The organism is Allobosea sp. 2RAB26 (assembly GCF_052115465.1).
In the GTDB taxonomy this organism is placed as follows: Bacteria; Pseudomonadota; Alphaproteobacteria; order Rhizobiales; family Beijerinckiaceae; genus Allobosea.
In genome coordinates this window covers 159192-178843 of the sequence record NZ_JBFRGS010000006.1, presented here as the reverse complement: position 1 = coordinate 178843, position 19652 = coordinate 159192, and the positions used below count along the sequence as shown (strand labels likewise).

Sequence of the window (19652 nt, the reverse complement as noted above, 5' to 3'; positions counted from 1 at the left end):
CTAGGCGCAATGCGGCAAGCTGGAGCGCCGCTGGATCAGGTCGTCCTTGGCGAAGAGCTCGGCCAGCCAGTCGACGAAGACACGCACCTTGTTGCTGAGATGACGGTTCGGTGGGTAGACGATGTGCAGCGGCTTGGGGGTCGAGCACCAATTCGTCAGCAGCGGTACGAGCCGGCCGGCGGCGATATCCTCCTGCACCATGAAGGTTGGTGCCTGAACGATGCCGAGCCCCGCCAGCGCGGCAGCGACGTAACCAGCACCTTCGTTCAGCGATACGACGAAACGTCCCCTGATCTCGTGGCTTTCCTTACCGTCGGCATAGGTGAAGGGGGCTGTGCGACTGGTCCCGGCATAGCGGTAGCCGACGATGAAATGATCGCCCTCGAGGTCGGTCGGATGCTGGGGCTCGCCATGGCGCTGGACATAGGAGGGGGAGGCGCAGGTCACGAGATACATCTCGCCGATGCGCCGGGCGATCAGGCTCTGGTCCGTGAGCTCGCCGGCCCGGACGGCGCAATCGAGATTTTCCGCCAGCAGATCGGCAGGTCGGTCACTGAGGCCGAGGTCGAGCTGGATGTCGGGATAGCGCGCATGGAATTCAGGCAGGTTCGGGATGATGACGCGCATGGCCAGCGGCGCGCTGACGTCGACGCGCAGGCGCCCGCTCGGCCTGGCCTGTGACGAGGCCATGCTGCCGTCGAGCTCGTCGATTTCGTTCAGGACCCTGAGCGCGCGCTCGTAATAGGCCGCCCCGTCCATCGTCACCGTCACGCGCCGTGTGGTGCGGTTGAGGAGTTTGGCGTGGAGATGCGACTCAAGCTGCTGGATCTGCTTGGTCACCGTCGGCTTGGGGATGTCGAGCAGATCGGCAGCACGGGTGAAGGTGCCGGCTTCGACGACGCGGACAAAGGCGCGCATGGCGCTGAGCTGGTCCATGGCTTTTTCTAACAGGTCGCTTCTTCGATTGTTTCCATATGGAAATAATGAATGAGCTTTACGGGTATTTATTGCCGAAACACGATGGTCTAAATCAGGTTGCATTGCAACAGAAGCCGCCGGGACACGCCATGTCCGCTCAAACCGCCACCCTCGATCGCCCCATCTCCGTCACATGGCGGGACGAGGTGATCGCTGCCAAGCCAGTCTCGCTGGCAGCGCGTGTGTTCATCCCGGCAGAGCTCAACCGCAACACAGCGCTCGTCATGCACCTGCATGGCGGCACCTTCAACGAGGGCTCGCTGGCAAGCGGAGAGGCGGTCGCGACGATCCTGGCTCGCGCCGGTGCCGCTGTCGTTTCGGTCGATTATCCGCTCGCGCCAATGCACCGTTTCCCCGATGTGCTGGAGGCCGTATTTGGTGGCTTGCTGGCGCTCTACAAGGCGCGCAGCCGCTGGGTCGCGAAAAGCGCCCCATTCTACGTCGCTGGCGAAGAAGCCGGCGGCAACCTGGCCGCGGCTCTCGCCATGATGGCGCGGGACCGGCAGGGACCGCCGCTCGCCGGGCAGATCCTGCTCTCGCCGATGCTGGATTCCTGCCTTGGGACCTATTCGCTGCGCGAGGCCGATGCCGGTCCGGTGGGATGTCGCTGGGCCGATGGCTGGCACGACTATCTGGGTTCGCCTGACAAGGCGGCTCATCCCTATGCCGCGCCGCTCAACGCCTCCCGGCTTGCCGGGCTGGCTCCTGCCCTGCTGATCACGGCGGAGGATGATCCGCTGCGTGACGAATGCGCGAGCTATGCCTGTCGGCTGCAGGAAGCGGGTGTCGCGGTCAGTCGCTACGTGCAGACTGCGCCAACCAATTGGCCCGGTGCCTATGCCGAGGCTCCCAAGGAAGGTTCCTGCCTCTGCCTGGCATGTGACCATGTAACCGAGTTCTTCAAATCCACCGCGCCGTCCTGATCGGGGCCAACGCGACCAACTCGATCCTCTCTTCTCTCGCAAGGAATGAACCCATGATTCAGGGAATGATCCGTCATGGCCTGCTGGGCGGAAGCCTGGCCGCCACCATCTCTCTCGCCGCCGTCCTGCTTGTGATGAACGGCTCCGACAAGGCCCAGAGCGATACCGCTCCGGCGGCCGCGCAGGCGACCCCGGTTTCGGTCGCGCTCGTCGAGCAGCGTGAGCTGACCAACTGGGCCGAGTTCTCCGGCCGCCTGGAGGCGATCGAACGCGTCGATGTGCGCTCGCGCGTCGCCGGCGTCGTCGAGGCCGTGCACTTCAAGCAGGGCAACCTCGTCAAGCAGGGCGACCTGCTGATCAGCATCGACCAGGCGCCCTATCTCGCCGAGTTCGAACGCGCCCAGGCCCAGGTCCTGGCTGCCGAAGCCCGGGTGGCGCTTGCCGCCAACGAGCATGAGCGCGGTCAGAAGCTGATGACGACGCAGAACGTGTCGCAGCGCGATCTCGACGCCCGTCTGAATGCTCTTCGTGAAGCGCAGGCCAATCACCGCGCGGCCCAGGCGGCCCTGCAGACAGCGCGGCTGAACCTCGACTACACCCAGATCAGGGCGCCGATCAGTGGCCGGATCGGGCGGCTCGAGGTCACTGTCGGCAATCTCGTCGCAGCCGGGGCGGGGGCTTCGCTGATGACGACACTGGTCTCGGTCGATCCGATCTATGCCAGCTTCAATGCCGACGAGAACACGGTGCTGAGGGCTCTCGGCTCGCTGCCGGCCTCGGATGGTCCGCGTGCGCTGGAGCGCATCCCGGTTCAGATGGGCACGGCGACGCAGGACGGCACTCCGATCAACGGCAGGCTGCAATTCGTCGACAACAGTGTCGATGTCGGCAGCGGCACCGTTCGGGTGCGGGCGATCTTCGACAATCCCGATGGCACGCTGATGCCGGGCCAGTTCGTGCGCCTGCGCATGGGCCAGGCCCGGACCGAGCCTGCGCTGGTGATCAATGAGCGCGCGATCGGCACCGACCAGAACAAGAAGTTCGTCTTCGTCGTCGGCGAGGACCTCAAGGCGAGCTGGCGTGAAGTGACGCTTGGCTCGGCCAATGAGGGGCTGCGCATCGTCACCGCCGGGCTCAAGCCGGGCGAAAAAATCGTCGTCAACGGCCTGCAGCGCATTCGTCCGGGCGCAGCTGTCGCTCCCGAGCAGGTGCCGATGGCCGAGAAGTCAGAGCTGCGCCGGGTGGCCGGTGCAGGACCCACGGAAATCGCCCAGCGCTGAGCTGGGACGCCTATCAGAACTCGGGTGCTGACGACGTCGCGTGATGGCGCCCGTCGTCAGGCCTGAGGCGCCCGAAGGGGGCATCTCATGAATCTCTCCAAGTTCTTCATCGATCGCCCGATCTTCGCGGGCGTGCTGTCGGTTCTCATCCTGGTCGCCGGCCTGCTCTCGCTGCGTGTGCTGCCGATCTCGGAATATCCCGAAGTCGTGCCGCCGACCGTGGTGGTGCGCGCGCAATACCCGGGCGCCAATCCTCGCGTCATCGCCGAAACCGTGGCCACGCCGATCGAGGAGCAGATCAACGGCGTCGAGGGCATGCTCTACATGTCCAGCCAGGCGACGACCGACGGCGTGATGACGCTGAACGTCACCTTCAAGCTCGGCACCGATCCCGACAAGGCACAGCAGCTCGTGCAGAACCGCGTCTCGCAGGCGGAGCCCCGCTTGCCGGAAGAGGTGCGGCGCCTCGGCGTCACCACGATCAAGAGCTCGCCGGATTTGACGATGGTGGTGCACATCACCTCGCCGAACGATCGCTACGACATGACCTATCTGCGCAACTACGCAGTCCTGAACGTCAAGGACAGGCTGGCGCGCATCGACGGCGTCGGCCAGGTCCAGCTCTTCGGCTCGGGCGACTATTCGCTCCGCGTCTGGCTCGATCCGCAGAAGGTCTCCGAGCACGGGCTCTCGCCGAGCGACGTCGTGCGCGAGATCCGCGCGCAGAACGTCCAGGCTGCTGCCGGCGTCATCGGCGCCTCCCCGAACGCCCCGGGCCTCGATCTCCAGCTCTCGGTCAATGCCCAGGGGCGCCTTCAGAATGAGGAGGAGTTCGGCGAGATCATCATCCGCACCAGCCCGACCGGGGCTGTGACGCGGCTGAAGGATGTCGCGCGCATCGAACTCGGCGCGGCCGACTATGCCCTGCGCTCGCTGCTCGACAACAAGTCGGCGGTCGCGGTGCCGATCTTCCAGGCGCCGGGCTCGAATGCCATCGCCATCGCCGACAACGTCCAGGCGGTGATGCGCGAGATCAAGCAGAACATGCCGGAAGGCGTGGACTACGCGATCGTCTACGACACGACCCAGTTCGTGCGCGCCTCGATCAAGGCCGTCATCACCACGCTGCTCGAGGCCATCGCGCTGGTCGTGCTCGTCGTCATCGTCTTCCTGCAGACTTGGCGGGCCTCGATCATCCCGCTGGTCGCCGTGCCGGTCTCGGTCATCGGCACCTTCGCCGTGATGTATCTCTTCGGCTTCTCGATCAACGCGCTCAGCCTGTTCGGCCTCGTGCTCGCCATCGGCATCGTCGTCGACGACGCCATTGTCGTGGTCGAGAATGTCGAGCGCAATATCGAGCAGGGGCTGGAGCCCCGCCAGGCGACCTACAAGGCGATGCGCGAGGTCTCCGGCCCGATCATCGCGATCGCGCTGGTGCTGGTCGCGGTTTTCGTGCCGCTCGCCTTCATCAGCGGCTTGACCGGCCAGTTCTATCGCCAGTTCGCGCTGACCATCGCGATCTCGACGGTGATCTCGGCGATCAACTCGCTGACGCTGTCGCCGGCGCTGGCAGCCCTTTTGCTGCGTTCGCACCACGCCCCGAAGGATGCGCTGACCCGCGTCATGGACAAGCTGTTCGGCTGGTTCTTTCGTGGCTTCAACCGCTTCTTCAATCGCAGCTCTCAGGCCTATGGCGGCGGCGTGCGCCGCATCCTGACCCGCAAGACGGCGATGATGGCGGTCTATCTCGTGCTCGTCGGCCTGACGGTCGTGCTGTTCCGCACTGTCCCGGGCGGCTTCGTGCCCGGCCAGGACAAGCAGTATCTCGTCGGCTTCGCGCAACTGCCCGACGCCGCCACGCTCGACCGCACCGAGGACGTCATCCGCAAGATGGGCGAGATCGCCCTGAAGCATCCCGGCGTCCAGAGTGCGGTGTCCTTTCCCGGCCTCTCGATCAACGGCTTCACCAACTCGTCGAATGCCGGCATCGTCTTCGTGACGCTGAAGCCCTTCGAGCAGCGCAAGGACCCCTCGCTCAACGGCGCCGCGATCGCCATGCAGCTCAACAAGGAGTTCGCCGGCATCAAGGAGGCATTCATCGCGATGTTCCCGCCGCCGCCGGTGCAGGGGCTCGGTACGATCGGTGGCTTCAAGCTGCAGATCGAGGACCGCGCCGGCCTTGGCTACAAGGCGCTCGATGAAGCGACCAAGGCCTTCATGGCCAAGGCTGCGACGGCGCCCGAACTCGCCGGCATGTTCTCGAGCTTCCAGGTGAATGTTCCGCAGCTCTATGCCGATATCGACCGCACCAAGGCCCGCCAGCTCGGCGTGCCGGTGACCGATGTCTTCGAGACGCTGCAGATCTATCTCGGCTCGTCCTATGTCAACGATTTCAACAAGTTCGGGCGTACCTACACCGTCCGCGTCCAGGCTGATGCGCCCTTCCGGGCCTATCAGGAGGATATCGGCAAGCTCCGGGTCCGTTCGACCTCAGGCGAGATGGTGCCGCTGAGCGCTGTGCTGAACGTGCGTGCCGATGCCGGGCCGGAACGGGCGATGCGCTATAACGGCTTCCTGGCCGCCGACATCAATGCCGGTCCGGCACCCGGCTTCTCGTCGGGGCAGGCTCAGGCGGCGGCGGAGCGCATTGCCAACGAGACGCTGCCGAAGGGCTTTGCCTTCGAATGGACGGACCTGACCTATCAGGAGATCCTGGCGGGCAACTCTTCGCTGATCGTCTTCCCGATCGCGATCCTGCTCGTCTTCCTGGTGCTGGCGGCCCAGTATGAGAGCCTGACGCTGCCGATCGCGATCATCCTGATCATCCCGATGGGCCTGCTTGCCGCCATGGCTGGCATCTGGTGGAGCGGCGGCGACAACAACGTCTTCACCCAGATCGGTCTCGTCGTGCTGGTCGGGCTATCTGCGAAGAACGCGATCCTGATCGTCGAGTTCGCCCGCGAACTGGAGTTCGAGGGCAAGACGCCGGTCGAGGCCGCGATCGAAGCCAGCCGTCTGCGCCTGCGTCCGATCCTGATGACCTCGCTCGCCTTCATCATGGGCGTGGTCCCGCTGGTGATCTCGACCGGTGCCGGCGCCGAGATGCGTCAGGCGATGGGCATCGCGGTCTTCGCCGGCATGATCGGCGTCACCGCCTTCGGCATCTTCCTGACTCCGGTCTTCTACGTGCTGATGCGGGCCCTGACCGGAAACAAGCCGCTGAAGCATGTCGAGGCGGAAGCGGAACTGGCGCAAGCCGCCTGACCGGGGCACAGGCTGCCCTGAGGGGGAGTCTGACGGCTTCAACCAGCCAGAACGCGCCGGGCCCTGTCCGGCGCGTTCTGCTGCGAGGCGCCGGTATTGTCAGCCGTCGGCTCGAGCCAGCCGCGATAGTGCACAACCAGTCCGATTAGCGGCAATGCGATCGGGACATCGAAATGGAAGCGGCCATCCTCCTCCCATTCGCGCGCCAGCGAGCGAGGCGCCAGGGCAAGTGGCATGGGGACGGGGCCCAGCCACCAACGCTTCAGGTGCATCGCGAGCCCCTTGTCGTCAGCGAGCAGATCGAAGCCGAAGCGCAGCGGGCCAAAGCGCTCCATGAGCAGCCGCCCCTGCTGCGACAGCCGGCTGCTGAAGCGGCGGCCCGAGAAGTCGCGAATCCAGGTTTCGACGCCGCCACTCTCCGCAAAGGCGACGTGCAGCCCATGCTCCCCTTCAGGCGGAAAGCCGAATAGGGCCGCTATAGCGCGTGCAACCGGGTTGTGCCCGCGCGTCACCATCGCCCGTCCATGGGCGCCGCGATCGCGGAGGACAGTGTGGATCGCGCGGAGGGCCGCAGGCAGGGTCGCGAAGGCATCGCCGAGGACCCGGGCATAGAGCGGGGGAGGCTGCGGCAGCTCTGCCATCTCGTGCCGGATCGCCAGTCGCGTGAAGGCCGGCTCGAACTCTGGCAGTGACAGCATCTCGCCGGCATCGCGGGCCCCGGCTGGAACGTCACGCCTGGCGAGCCTGTCGACGAGGATTGCGGCCGCCAGGCCTGGAATCTCCGGACCATCGCCCTTGCTCGCGATCAATGTCCATCGCCGTTCGACACCCCGGCCGTCAGCGTACCCGAACAGTCGAACCATCATGCCGGAGCGATCGCTGCCCCATGAAGAGCTCAGCCGCTGCGCTTGAAGGACCAGGGGCGCAAAGCGGGTCAGGTTCTCGATCCAACCCCATCGAACAGGCCAGCTTGCCAGCCAAAGCGCACGGTTCTGCCAGCGGAGCTCGGTGCCGGCTCTAAAACTGACGGAGGGCTTTCCCGGAAGGCGATCGGGCAGGAGAGTGAGATCGGGCACATCTGCCAGGGCCACGAGGCGGCCAGCAAGAGGTGGCTCGCCGGCAATCGTAAAGTCTTCGCGCCTGATGTCCTGCCAGCCAAAGCCGTTCGCCCGGCGCGCTGCGCGCCAGAGCGGGATCGGCTTGCCGATATAGGAGAAGATTGCCTTCGTGACCGAAGCGCCCGCGGTCGCGCGGTTTGAAGCGCTGATCGCGAGCTCGACGGCGCTGAGCTGATCCATACCGTCTGCGAGGGCGCGAACCACAGCGCCCGACAAAGCAGGGACGCTGGAGGCGCCCGAGACGACGACCACGTCGGCGGCCAGGGCCGCTTCAGCGAGAGACCCGATGCCGGTGACGAAATCGCGCGCATCGGCGATGTCGAGATAGTGGCACCGCGCGGCGATACAGGCGCGAGCGACCGCATAATCCAGGCCCTGAAAGGGGCCTGCGGCGTCGATCAGGACAGCAGGGCGGTGCTCGGCGAGCGCCAGCGCGATATCGCGGTCCCGGTCCAGGAGAAGCGGGGTGAGGCGCAGTCTGCCAGCGCAGAAGCGTTCCGCCTTCTCCAGGCTGCGCCCGGCGACCAGGACTTCGTGCCCCGTATCGGCCAGCCGCCGCGCGATGCGGGCACCGAAGCCGCCATAGCCACCGAGCAGGAGAACCTTCACAGGATGCGGTCCGCCATATCCGGGGTGGGGCGCCAGCAGGTTTCGCGCCGGCCGAACCAGCGATAGCGATTGCGGGCAACAAGGCGATAGAGCCGGTCGCGGAGCGGTCGTGGAATGACGCGTGCCGCCAGTGCGATGCGCCAGGGCCAGCCCAGCCCTGCCGCAATGGCGATGACAGCGTCCGACCGGCCCAGGATTCGCCCGCCCTCGATCAGCAGCATCGTCTCGAAGTCCGACTTGGGAAGGCCGAGGCGGTGATAGAGTTCCTGGCCAAGGGGCCCTTGCGCGGTGGTGAGCGTGAAGCGGCGTTCATGGTCATTGCGCATGACGAATTGTGCCTGTTGCGAGCACATCACGCATTCACCGTCAAACACGATCACGCGCCTGCCTTGGGTCTGCGCCTCGATTGCGTCGCCCAGCGTGATCGCCGCTGGGGCGGGCAGCCCGAGCCGTTTCAGGGGCGCGCCGATCAAACCGCTGACCATCGCCGCCAGGATGGCAGGGGCCGGCCAGATCCGGGCGAGCGGCCCGACGATCCGATCGCGGAGCAGGGGCAGGAGCCGGCTGTCGGATTGATAGACCGGCGTGAACATCGCGCTCATGGTCTGATAGAGCCGGACATGTCGGCGACGCGCGGCGATTGCAAGGCCTGGCGCAGTCGTCGTCTCGTTCCCGTCGCGCAGCGCCCTTACGAGCGCGAAGGCGTCGAGCAACGCCATATTGGCTCCCTGACCGAGCTGCGGGCTCGTCGAATGCCAGGAATCGCCAATATGGATCAGGCCAGGCTCCGTTGGGACGGGCGTGGTCCTATGGGCATAGCGTGCGAAAGTCAGTTGATCCGGCGTTTCGATCTGCGCGAGCAGGGGCGCAGTTGCCGGCCATAGCTTGAGGACGTCCGCCTTCCACGCTGCAAGTCCGGAGCGCTGCCAGTCCGAGAGACGGTCGCAGCGCAGCGACCAGAAGAAGGCTGCCTTTGCGGTCGGCGCTTGGGCCAGCCGGCCGATGGGCAGGACCCCGACCATCGTGCTCGCGCGGATATAGCGCTGTTCCAGCGTTGCCATGTCGAAGCCCGCGTCGTCGGGCCAATCGAGGCTGGCCCAGAGCGCGCCATAGGCCAGCGGCCGGCCCTGATGGCGCGCGAGCGGGCTCATGGTGCCAAGGGCATCCACGACAAGGTCGAAGGACTCCGTCCGTGTGCCGTCGGCAAAGATGAGCGCGCGTCTGTTCGCCCCGACGATTTCGCTCGAGGCCACGCTGCGGCCTCCCTCGATCGCAATTCCGGCCTCTCGTGCGGCGTCGTGCAGGATGTCGAACAGTGCAGCGCGATGAATGCCGATGCCATGGCCGGCATCCTGCCCAAGTGCCGCATAGCGCACGTCGAGTACGATGCGCTGCGACGGTTCGGCGCGCCCGAAGAGCCGGTCGATCCTGGCCCCCGCCGCGAGGGTGGCTTCGGCGAGCTTCAATTCCCGGAGGACGGCGAGACCGGTCGGCTGGATCATCAGACCGGATCCGACCGGACGAGGCGTCTCGAAGCGCTCGAACAGCCTGACGCGATGTCCGTCGCGATGCAGCATCAGTGCGGCCGCCAGCCCTGCCGGGCCGCATCCCGCTATCGCGATATCCTTAGCTGGCATGAAACCCGACTTGGAGGAAACTGACCTGTTGCACGATAGGCAGGGCGAACCCCGCCGGCAACGGGGCATGCCGCCCGTTTCACCATTCGGGGGCCGCAACCTGTCCGTGCAATGTTCCAGCAAGCCAACGCGCCGACCACTCCAGGTGATTCACCGTGGAGATTGGGGCGATGCATCTCAGGGAAGAACGATCAGCGGGCCTCGCGGGGCGCGCGTTGCATGCGTATCTGAATCTCGTGGCGCAAACCACGCGCTTCAAGCCGGTGATCCCCGGCGCGCGGCCCTGGGAGCGCAGCCGCGAACCGTTCATCGCCATGACCTGGCATGGCCAGCAGATGTTGAGCCTTGTCGCCCTGGACGGGGCGCCCAAGACAGCCGTGCTGGCCTCGCTCCATTTCGACGGTTCGGTGGTCGCCTCGGCGATGGAGCGCGCCGGCTACCGCGTCATTCGCGGCTCGGGCACGCAGAGCCGGCTGAAGATCCAGGCCAAGCGCGGCGTTCCGGCCTTCATCGAGATGCGCGACGCGCTGCGCGGCGACACCAGCGTGCTGTTGACGGCCGATGTGCCGAAGGTTTCGCGGGTTGCCGGCAAGGGGGCCATCCAGTTGGCGCGGGCGTCGGGCCGGCCGATCTATCTCTTCGCCGCAGTGACGACGGCACGCGTCGATCTCGACAATTGGGACAAGGCCAGCATCGCCTTGCCGTTCGGACGCGGGTGCGTGGTCTGGTCCGAACCGCTCTATGTCCGGGCATGCGCAGATGAACGCGAGATCAACCTGACTGCGCTGGAGATCACCGCCCGGCTCGACGAGTTGCATGCCCTGGCGCATCAGCATCTCGGACATCGCGCCTGACGCGCGCGAGGTGTTCGGTCCGACCGTGCTCGTCTTCCTTTTAGCGTCGGCCCGGCGGTGGGCAATCGGCCGGGTTTGCGCAGATGTTCGCAGGAGGGCGCAGGACGCCGCGATCATTCGCAGGCTCGATGCGGATGCGGCTGAGTTCCCCCGACAATCGCAGGCCGAGCCCGGAGGAGATCAACACGATCCGGGCTCGGTCGGAGGCGAGGACCATCGCATTGGCGCCGGCCACAAAATGCGCGCCGCCGCCGAGGCTGGCATAGACCCCGAAGACGTCTTCATGTCGGTCGAGGCCGTAGACCAGCATGATCACCCGCCCGTAATCGGCCCCGAGCCCGATCCCGACCGAGAGGGCCGACCATGTCACCGGGGAGGGCATGCCGTCGGCGAAGCGAAGCTCACCGACGCCGTGTCGGCCGCCAACGACGAAGGAGCCACTGACCTCTCCGCCGACAATATAGGCGTTCGGCTCTCCGAAGAGCGAAAGGGAGCGCTCCACGGGGATGCTGACCGTCTTGGAAGCGGTGTCGAAGGCCCGTTCGACGAGACCCAGAATGTCGCGCCCCGGGGCGGTCGGCAGTTGCCCCGGCCTGATGGTCTCCTCAGCCCGGGCGCCCTGCGTCAGGCAGAACAGCAGCGCGAGCATGGCGGCCAAGGCGAAGCGCAAGCGCAGCTCTCCCGATCTGGCTCTGTGCGCACTCATGAGACAAGCAGACTCGAGGGAGGGTTGAACGAAGATGGGGATGCAGTCCATGGACATGGACTGCGGGCGCGGTCCCCGGATTCGCAAGCCATAACCGCACAGAGGCTCCGTGACGATTCATAGCTCGACGAGCACCACGACAGTGAAGCGCCTGACGCCCCAGCGCAATCGGGTGCTGTCCGATCCGTGCGCGGCAAATCTTCGCTCCGGGGGCTGCCGGTGATCTCGCTCTCACGCGCCCTGACGATCCGGCTGACGCTTCTCGGCTTCGCCCTCTTCGCGGCGGTCATCGCCGCTGTGCTGGCCTTTACTTTCATTACCGAGGATCCTGGGGCGCTACGCAACGATGTGACCTCCGAGATCATTCGGCAAGGCGTGCGTCAGACTGCGGCTGACGGGTTGCGGGTGGAGAAGACGCCGACCCTGATCAAGATCGAGAGCGCCAGCCCCAGACTCTGGTATCTGGTTTCCGACGGACGGTCCGTTGTCGAGTATGCCCCAGAATTGCGGCCGAGCCTTCCGATCGATGTCAGGCTCGATGGACCGACGATTGCTGCGCAGATGCGGGTCGGTGGTGGCGGCGACAACGGCCTGGCCTTCGACATCATCGAGATGGAAGGCAGCCGCGTCATCGTCGCGACGGGAGGCGGACGTCCAGGATGGGACCTGATTCTTGCCTATTTCCTGCGGGCCATCGCGATTCCGGCGCTGGTCATCTCTTTCATATTCGGGGTCATCATCGCCTCGGCGATCGCCATGTCGGTCTCCTATATCACCGCGCGGCTGCGGAGTGCGGCCGAAGCTGCGGCCAGCATCGATCCCAGGGCGCCGCGAGGCCTGCTGCCGACACAGGAAACGCCGGTCGAGCTGATGCCGCTGACGACGGCGCTGAACTCAGCGCTCGACCAGATCGCCAGCAACATGGATGTGCAACGACGCTTCATGAACAACGTCGCGCACGAATTGCGCACGCCGCTCGCCGTCATGCGGACCAAGATCGACACAGTTTCCGATGGCGTCGTGCGCACCGCATTGGCGACCGATGTGAACCGGCTGACGACGATCGTTTCGTCGATGCTGCAGCTCGCCCGGCTGCACAGCACCGATCTGCCGTTCGAGCCGGTTCAGCTCAACAGCGTGGCCCGCGACGTGCTCGTCGATCTCGCGCCGCTGATCCTGCAGAACGCGATCGACGTGGCACTCGAAGAGGAGGGCGACGACACGCGAACGATCATGGCCAACGAAGCCACGGTTCGCGCCGCGGTGGCCAATCTGATCGACAACGCACTTCGTCATGCCCAGGCGAAATCCAGCATCATCGTGCGGGTCATCGATGGCGTCGTGCTGGAAGTGGCGGATGACGGGATCGGTATCGCTGCAACCCAGCGCTCGGAAGTGACGGAGGCGTTCAACCGCATGTCGCCGCGCTCGACCGGAGCGGGCCTTGGCCTCACCATCGTGCGCGACATCATGACCGCACATCGCGGGACATTGACCGTCCTGGCGACGCGCGGCGGTGGCACGACCGTCCGCCTGCTGTTCTCTGAGGGAGAATGACGGGCTCAAGCATCGGCCCGAAACGGGGAATGCGGAGTTCGGGAAAGCCGATGCAAGCACGGACGGCCAGATCATCAGGCCCGATACGATATCTGGACTGATGATCTGGGTCGAATGGTGACAGGGAGCGAGCCCGGCGGCCTCACGCGGGCTGTTCGGACTTTCTCAGGATGTAGCCGATGCCGCGCAGCGACGAGATCTCGACATTCGCGGCAGCTTCCTTGAGCTTGCGGCGCAGCCGCGAGATCTGGGCTTCGAGCGTGTTGGACTCGATCAGGTCATCGAAGCCATAGACCGCTTCGATCAGGACGTTGCGGGTGACGACACGCCCGGCGCGCTGGACCAGCGCTTCCAGGATCAGCGCCTCGCGCCGTCGCAGGTCGAGCGGAACGGCCGAGACCGAGGCGTTGCGACCCTCGATGTCGATCGAGAGGTTGCCTGCCGAGATCACCAGCGAGCGGCCGGGATAGCGGCGCCGCGCAATGACCCTGATGCGGGCGATCAGCTCGCCCGGTTCGAAGGGCTTGACCAGGTAATCATCCGCGCCGCCATTGAGGCCGTCGATCACGTCGGATTTCGCATCTCGCGCGGTCAGGATCAGGAAGGCTGGACGGGGTTCCGCCGTCTTCATCGCCTTGACGATCGACAGGCCGTCGCCGTCCGGCAGACGCCGGTCGACGACGGCGATGTCGAAGGGCGCCGTTTTGAGGGCGGCCAGCGCCGCTTCGACACTGCTGGTGCGGTCGACAATAAAACCTGCACCAAGCAGGAGGGACGACAGGAACGACATCAGCTCGGGTTCGTCTTCGACAATCAGAGCGCGCATGTCGTTCCTGCCGTAGGCCATGGCTGGAACGCGTCGCAGAAAAGCTCGGGGCAGCTCTTCAAACGCATCACATCCCATCCATGCTCATGAACGGCCCTCTGGGCCGTAGGTTATTCGGGCCCGGAGCGACCGGGCCCCGGATAGTCTAGCGGATCAGAACCGGTAGTTCACACCGGCTTTGACCAGATGTTCATTGACACCGACCTTGGTGCGGGCCGAGCCGAACTGGAAGTTCTGCTTGCCGAGCGAGACGTAGTTGTACTCGACCTTAGCCGACAGGTTCTCGGTGATGCCGTACTCGACGCCGCCGCCGAGGACATAGCCGACCTTGCTTTTCGTCTTCGAGAGGCCGTTATTCGTCGCCTTGATGTTGCCATAGGCAAGACCGCCGGTGCCATAGACGAGGACGCGGTCGAAGGCGACGCCGGCGCGGGCCTTGACGGTTCCGACATAGCGCGTGTCGGCGCTGGTGCCGACGGCGTTGCGCGACGAACCCTTGCCGAAGCCGTTCATCGAGATATCGCCCTCGAGACCATAGACCATGTTGCCGGTCTGGACATTGTAACCGAGCTGGCCGCCGAGCAGCATCTCGTTGCGGCTCTTCCTGGTCACTCCTGTGAACCGGTCGAATGCGCCGCCAGCGTGAATACCGGCATAGACGCCGTTCCAATTATAGCGAAGCGGCTGGCTGTGGGTCGGCCATTGCTGGGCGCGCGGCACCGGGCGATCCGCCGCAGCCGCTGGGACCGCAAGCACTGCCAGCAGGCAGAGGCTCATGATCGGGATTGAACGATGCATCGATAACTCCTCGCGGCAGCCGGGGGCCTCGCCGCGTCTCCTTGCTCCCGAATCCGTGGATCGGATCAGTCGAACACCGCGCAAATTGCGGGCGAAGATTACGGCAACGTTGCCCGCCATGCGTGCAGCGGCAGAAGCACTGGGATGGTGAATAAAAGCCTACCGTGCGGGGGCGGTGAGCGGGCGCCTGGTCCCGATCCAACGCCGGACGCGGCGCTGATAATCGCGATAGGGTTCGCCGAGCGAGGCGGCGAGCACGCGCTCCTCGATCCTGACCTGCAGGGCGATCGCCGCGAAGAGCGCCAGCGTCAAAGCGATCTGGATCAGATTAGGCAGCACGATGAAGAGGCCGGTGAACAGGACGGCCTGGCCGACGAAGACCGGATTGCGCGAGATCGCGAAGGGACCGCCATCGACGATGGGTCCAAGCTCGCCCTCGGCCGCGCCGATACGCCAGGACACGCCCATGAAACGCTGCGAGATGATGGCGATGCAGGCGCCGACGACAACAAGAAGATGGCCGAACACGTCGAACCAGGGACCGTCGAGCCAGATTGCCAAAGGGTCGGCCTTGATCGGGTTGCCGAAGATCGCCAGGCCGAGGGGCCAGAGGACGCCGCCGATGAAGGCGATCCGGAAGAGCAGGGCCGGCACGCCCTGCGGCTCCGAGCCCTTGCCGAACAGCCAGATCGGCCGTCCGGCCTCCTTCGCCAGGATGGCCGACATCGCGAGGAAGCTGATGACGTAGACTACGACCATCAGATAGCTCGCGATCTCCATCGGACTCATGGGCAGGCTTCCGTTCCCTTGATCAGCCGGCCTTGCCTGCGTCGAAACGCAGAAGGCGCAGTGCATTGGCCGTGACGATCACGGTCGCGCCGGTATCGGCGAGGATCGCGACCCAGAGCCCGGTATAGCCGAGCACGCTGGTGACCAGGAAGACCGCCTTCAGCCCGAGCGCGATCGTGATATTGGTGCGGATATTGCCCATCGTGGCCCGCGCCAGCCGGATCATCGCAGCGATGTCGCGTACGCGGCTCTTGAGCACTGCGCCATCGGCGGTCTCCAGGGCGACATCGGTGCCGGACCCCATGGCGACGCCAACCGATGCTGCCGCGAGCGCCGGGGCATCGTTGATGCCGTCGCCGACCATCATCACAGGCGCGTCGGCGCCTAGCGCCTTGATCGCCGTGACCTTGTCGTCGGGCATCAGTTCGGCCTTGTGATCCAGGCCGAGTGCGCGGGCGATGGCCGCGCCGGTGCGGGCATTGTCGCCGGTCAGCATGATGGAGCGGACGCCGAGATCCTTCAGCTCTGCGACGGCTGTCGCGGCATCGGCTCTGGGCTCGTCGCGCAGCGCGATCAGACCGGCGAGCGCGCCGTTCGCGATCACGGCCGCCACCGTCTTGCCAGCCGATTCGAGCTGTTCGACCGCAGAGCTCGCCTTGGCGTCGAATTCGGCGCGCCTGGTCGCGTGACGCGGTGCGCCGACGAAGATCGAGATGCCATCGAGCGTGCCGGTGACACCCTGACCGGGGATGGCGGCTGCCTCGGAGGCCGGGCGGACCGTGATGCCATCCTGCTTCGCACGTGCCAGAACCGCCTCTGCCAGCGGATGGCTCGAACCGGTCTCGACCGCAGCGGCCAGGGCGATCACATCGGCCTCGGTCTTGCCGAGGCTGATGACCTCGGTGACGCGCGGGCGCCCCTCGGTCAGCGTGCCGGTCTTGTCGAAGGCGACGATCCCGGTCTTTGCGGCGGTTTCGATGACGACGCCGCCCTTCATCAGCAGGCCCTGTCGGGCGCCGGAGGAGAGCGAGGCGGCGATCGCGGCTGGAACCGAGATGACGAGCGCGCAGGGGCAGCCGATCAGCAGCAGCGCCAGGGCCCGATAGACCCAGACCGCCCATTCACCCCCGAAGAACAGCGGCGGGACGAGTGCGACGGCGAGCGCAAGACCGACGATCGCAGGCATATAGACACGCGAGAACCGGTCGATGAAGCGTTCGGTCGGTGCGCGTGCTTCCTGCGCCTCTTCGACCAGCCGGATGATGCGGGCGATGGTGTTGTCCTGCGCCGCCTTGGTCACCCGCACACGCAGCGCGGCTTCGCGATTGACCGAGCCCGCAAAGACCGGTTCGCCGACGCCCTTCGTCTGCGGCACGGATTCGCCGGTGACCGGGCTCTCGTCGATCCCGGAGATACCGTCGGTGATGTCGCCGTCGGCAGGGATGCGGTCACCCGGACGGACGAGGACCGTCTGTCCGATCGCGAGCTTGGCCGCATCGACCTGGCGGGTTGCGCCGTTCTCCTCGACGAGGGCGGTCTTGGGAACGAGGTCGCCAAGCGCGCGGATCGAGGCACGCGCGCGATCGGCGGCGACGCCCTCGAGGACCTCACCGACGGCGAAGAGGAAGACGACGAGGGCCGCCTCCTCCGCTGCGCCGATGAAGAGCGCGCCGGCGGCAGCGATTGTCATCAGCATTTCGATGGTGAAGGGCATGCCGGCGCGGGCGGCGGCGAAGGCGCGGCGTGCCACGGGAGTGACGCCGATCACGCAGGCGAGAATGAAGGCCCAATGGGCTGCGGCCGGCCAGATCAGGCCCGCGGTCCAGGCGCCGCCGAGCAGGGCGCCGGTGCCGAGAACGAGCCGGCCCTTGTTGGTCTGATACCAGGAGACGCCCTTCGGCGTCGCTTCGTGAACATGGCCGGGCAGGCCGTGCCCCTGGTCAGCCGTTCGTGCCGCAGCTTTCGCTTCGCCTGCATCCGAACGGGCATGCGCGTGGCCGTGATCATGATCATGGTGGCCATGATCGTCATGGGAGCAGCCAGGGCCGTGAACATGCGCCGGCTTGGGTGCGGCGTGGCTGTGATGATCATGGTCGTCATGGGAGCATCCGGGACCGTGAACATGGGCCGGCTTGGGTGCAGCATGGCTATGATGGTCGTGGGCCTCGGAGCCATGATCGTGCCCGCATCCTCCGGGCGCAGCGGTCTCAGCGACGGGCGCTGCTTTCGCCTGGATCGAGGTCGTGGTGTAGCCAAGGCTTGCGACGCGCTTTTCGATTGCCGCCGGCTTGGTGCGGCTCTCGTCGAGGGCCAGCGACAGCGTCTCGGCCATGACGGAAAGCTTGACCTCGCTGACGCCGGGCAGGCGCTCCACCGCGCCGCGAATGGTCGCCGCGCAGCTTGCGCAGTCCATGCCGCCAACCTTCCAGCTCAGGAGCTGCGGCTTGGCTTGGGCAGTGCTGGACATGACTTGTCTCCGCTTGACGGGCTTGTGAGACACCCCATGTACAATCTGGAGTGACTAGAGGTTCAAGAGGGAAATCATGCTCGAGGCAAAAAAACTCGAACGGGTGGTTCCGATCGGCGGACTTTCCGATCGGACCGGCGTCAAGGTCGAGACCATTCGCTATTATGAGCAGGTCGGGCTGCTGCCGCCACCCGAGCGTTCGGAAGGCAATCAGCGCCGCTACGGACGACGCCATATCGAGCGGCTCGCCTTCATCAAGCACGCGCGAGATCTGGGTTTCCCCGTAGAAGGCATCCGGACCTTGCTCCGCCTCTCCGACAATCCGGCGATGGCCTGCGATGAAGCCCATGCGATCGCGGTCAGCCATCTCGACGAGGTCCGCGACAAGATCGCGAAGCTGCGCTCGCTGGAGACCGAGCTCGCTCGCATCGCCACCACTTGCTCGGGCGGCGTCAAGGCTTGCGACTGTGCGATCATCGAGGCCTTGGCCGATCACGGACAATGTCGCCACGGTCATTGACAGGGTTGAGCCCGAGCCGGACGCGAACCGTCCGGGATTGCCGGCGGTTGCAGAGCATTGCGCGACCGGAGGACCGGGGGTCGACAGCCACTGGCGCTTGCTCCGGGCTCAGGAGCCGTCCTTGGCGAAGGCCAGGGGGATCGCAGTTGTCGACTTGAGCTCCTCCATTGCGAACATGGAGGTCACGTCGTTGAGGTCGACGCGTGAAATCAGCTTCTTGTAGAGGGCGTCATAGGCCGCGATATCGGGCACGAAAGCCTTGAGCAGGTAATCGATTTCGCCGCTCATCCGATAGAAATCGACGATCTCGGGCAGGTCGGCGACGGCGGCGTGGAAGCGCTCGAGCCACTCCATCGAGTGGCGGCTCGTCTTGACCGCGATGAAGACGGTTACGCCGGCTCCCAGCCTTGTACGGTCGAGCAGCGCCACCCGCTTTCGAATGAGGCCGCTGCCTTCCAGCTTCTGCACGCGGCGCCAGCATGGAGTGGCCGAGAGGCCAACCTCTGCGGCGAGCTCGGCCAGCGGCATGCTGGCGTCCCTCTGCAGGCAGGAGAGAATTCTGAGATCGAACTCATCCAGCTTGGCCATGGTCCCTCATGCGATCGCGCGATCCGGTTGCCCATTTGATCATAGAATGGGTAACAGATTTCAAGGACAGAGAACAAATTGGTATGAGTTTCTAGAAGTGGGGAATTTTTGACCGAGATCGCAAACGCGTTTCCCGTCTCCCGAGTTATCCTTGCTGCAAGCGATGGAGAGGGGAGTTCGCGTCATGCAGGGGTTTTTGAGCGAGGGCAGGCGCGCAGACGTGCTGCAGGTCCTGCGGACGGATAGCGGCACGCTTTCCCGCGATTACCTCAAGGCGGCCCGCGCGGTGCTCGAAGAGATCGTTGCCAATCCGGAAGCCATTCTGCGCCTGCCCCTGGAGCGCAAGCCCGGCAGCTATGCCCGGAACCTTCTCGTGGGTGACGATGGCGTCAGCGTCTGGGCGATGGTCTGGAGCCCCGGCGCAGCGACGTCGATCCACGATCACCATTGCTCCTGCTGCTTCGGGGTGGTCAGCGGAACGGTCACCGAAACCTGGTATCGCGCCGTCGACGAGAGCCGTGCCGTCCCCACCCAGGAGCATGCGCGCATGCCGGGCTTCGTGGGCTGCATGCTGCCCTCAGGTCCCAATATCCACCGCATGCAGAACCTCGGCAGCACGGACGCGATCTCGATCCATATCTACGGCTTCGATCATCAACGCCACGCCTCGTCGATCGAGACTGAGTTCACCGTCCTGACGAACTGAACTGCGCTGCAGGCGAGCGCGGCCGGCAGGGA

At 65.6% G+C, this 19652-nt stretch carries 16 protein-coding genes; 7 read left to right on the top strand and 9 right to left on the bottom strand.

Translation table 11 applies throughout. The features are described from left to right. Window positions 1-936, bottom strand: a complete 936-nt coding sequence (locus AB4118_RS13320; protein WP_441490176.1) for a LysR family transcriptional regulator — start codon at window positions 934-936, stop codon at window positions 1-3. A 131-nt stretch (window positions 937-1067) separates the two neighbouring features. Here AB4118_RS13320 and AB4118_RS13315 point away from each other — a divergent pair, with 131 nt between their 5' ends. The 3 genes from AB4118_RS13315 (at window position 1068) to AB4118_RS13305 (ending at window position 6445) form a co-directional block, all read left to right on the top strand. After that, window positions 1068-1901, top strand: a complete 834-nt coding sequence (locus tag AB4118_RS13315) for an alpha/beta hydrolase fold domain-containing protein (RefSeq protein WP_441490175.1) — start codon at window positions 1068-1070, stop codon at window positions 1899-1901. Between the two features lie 53 nt (window positions 1902-1954). Then, window positions 1955-3181, top strand: coding sequence for an efflux RND transporter periplasmic adaptor subunit (locus AB4118_RS13310; protein ID WP_441490174.1), 1227 nt, complete (start codon window positions 1955-1957; stop codon window positions 3179-3181). Between the two features lie 87 nt (window positions 3182-3268). Further along, a complete protein-coding gene (locus tag AB4118_RS13305) occupies window positions 3269-6445 on the top strand; it encodes an efflux RND transporter permease subunit (RefSeq protein WP_441490173.1) in 3177 nt (1058 codons plus the stop codon). Between the two features lie 38 nt (window positions 6446-6483). On the opposite strand, the gene AB4118_RS13300 is transcribed toward AB4118_RS13305, so the two are convergent. Both AB4118_RS13300 and AB4118_RS13295 read right to left on the bottom strand, forming a co-directional pair. Then, a complete protein-coding gene (locus AB4118_RS13300) occupies window positions 6484-8172 on the bottom strand; it encodes an SDR family oxidoreductase (RefSeq protein ID WP_441490172.1) in 1689 nt (562 codons plus the stop codon). Then, window positions 8169-9809 (bottom strand): DCC1-like thiol-disulfide oxidoreductase family protein, encoded by a 1641-nt coding sequence (locus AB4118_RS13295; RefSeq protein WP_441490171.1) that lies wholly within the window; start codon window positions 9807-9809, stop codon window positions 8169-8171. Before AB4118_RS13295 ends, AB4118_RS13300 begins: the two co-directional genes overlap by 4 nt. A 215-nt stretch (window positions 9810-10024) precedes the next feature. Here AB4118_RS13295 and AB4118_RS13290 point away from each other — a divergent pair, with 215 nt between their 5' ends. Next, on the top strand, window positions 10025-10663 hold the full coding sequence (locus tag AB4118_RS13290; protein ID WP_441490170.1) for a lysophospholipid acyltransferase family protein: 639 nt from the start codon (window positions 10025-10027) through the stop codon (window positions 10661-10663). Between the two features lie 40 nt (window positions 10664-10703). Here the strand turns inward: AB4118_RS13290 and AB4118_RS13285 are convergent, their stop codons facing one another. Further along, window positions 10704-11333 (bottom strand): EipA family protein, encoded by a 630-nt coding sequence (locus tag AB4118_RS13285; RefSeq protein WP_441490169.1) that lies wholly within the window; start codon window positions 11331-11333, stop codon window positions 10704-10706. 222 nt (window positions 11334-11555) lie between these two features. Here AB4118_RS13285 and AB4118_RS13280 point away from each other — a divergent pair, with 222 nt between their 5' ends. Further along, window positions 11556-12926, top strand: a complete 1371-nt coding sequence (locus AB4118_RS13280) for a sensor histidine kinase (protein ID WP_441490168.1) — start codon at window positions 11556-11558, stop codon at window positions 12924-12926. 142 nt (window positions 12927-13068) lie between these two features. On the opposite strand, the gene AB4118_RS13275 is transcribed toward AB4118_RS13280, so the two are convergent. The 4 genes from AB4118_RS13275 to AB4118_RS13260 form a co-directional block, all read right to left on the bottom strand. Continuing rightward, on the bottom strand, window positions 13069-13752 hold the full coding sequence (locus AB4118_RS13275; protein WP_441490167.1) for a response regulator transcription factor: 684 nt from the start codon (window positions 13750-13752) through the stop codon (window positions 13069-13071). A 153-nt stretch (window positions 13753-13905) separates the two neighbouring features. After that, a complete protein-coding gene (locus AB4118_RS13270) occupies window positions 13906-14550 on the bottom strand; it encodes an outer membrane protein (RefSeq protein WP_441490166.1) in 645 nt (214 codons plus the stop codon). A gap of 159 nt (window positions 14551-14709) precedes the next feature. Beyond that, a complete protein-coding gene (locus tag AB4118_RS13265; protein WP_441490165.1) occupies window positions 14710-15339 on the bottom strand; it encodes a methyltransferase family protein in 630 nt (209 codons plus the stop codon). 22 nt (window positions 15340-15361) lie between these two features. Beyond that, window positions 15362-17806: a heavy metal translocating P-type ATPase gene (locus AB4118_RS13260; protein ID WP_441490164.1), complete on the bottom strand. Its 2445-nt coding sequence runs from the start codon at window positions 17804-17806 to the stop codon at window positions 15362-15364. Between the two features lie 103 nt (window positions 17807-17909). Between AB4118_RS13260 and AB4118_RS13255 the strand changes: the two genes are divergently transcribed. Then, a complete protein-coding gene (locus AB4118_RS13255) occupies window positions 17910-18326 on the top strand; it encodes a MerR family transcriptional regulator (protein ID WP_441490493.1) in 417 nt (138 codons plus the stop codon). Window positions 18327-18434: 108 nt separating this feature from the next. On the opposite strand, the gene AB4118_RS13250 is transcribed toward AB4118_RS13255, so the two are convergent. Then, the gene (locus AB4118_RS13250; RefSeq protein ID WP_441490492.1) at window positions 18435-18905 is read right to left on the bottom strand and encodes an Lrp/AsnC family transcriptional regulator; all 471 of its coding nucleotides are present in this window, start codon (window positions 18903-18905) and stop codon (window positions 18435-18437) included. Window positions 18906-19098: 193 nt separating this feature from the next. Here AB4118_RS13250 and AB4118_RS13245 point away from each other — a divergent pair, with 193 nt between their 5' ends. Further along, window positions 19099-19620, top strand: a complete 522-nt coding sequence (locus AB4118_RS13245; RefSeq protein WP_441490163.1) for a cysteine dioxygenase — start codon at window positions 19099-19101, stop codon at window positions 19618-19620. The last annotated feature ends 32 nt before the right edge of the window (window positions 19621-19652 follow it).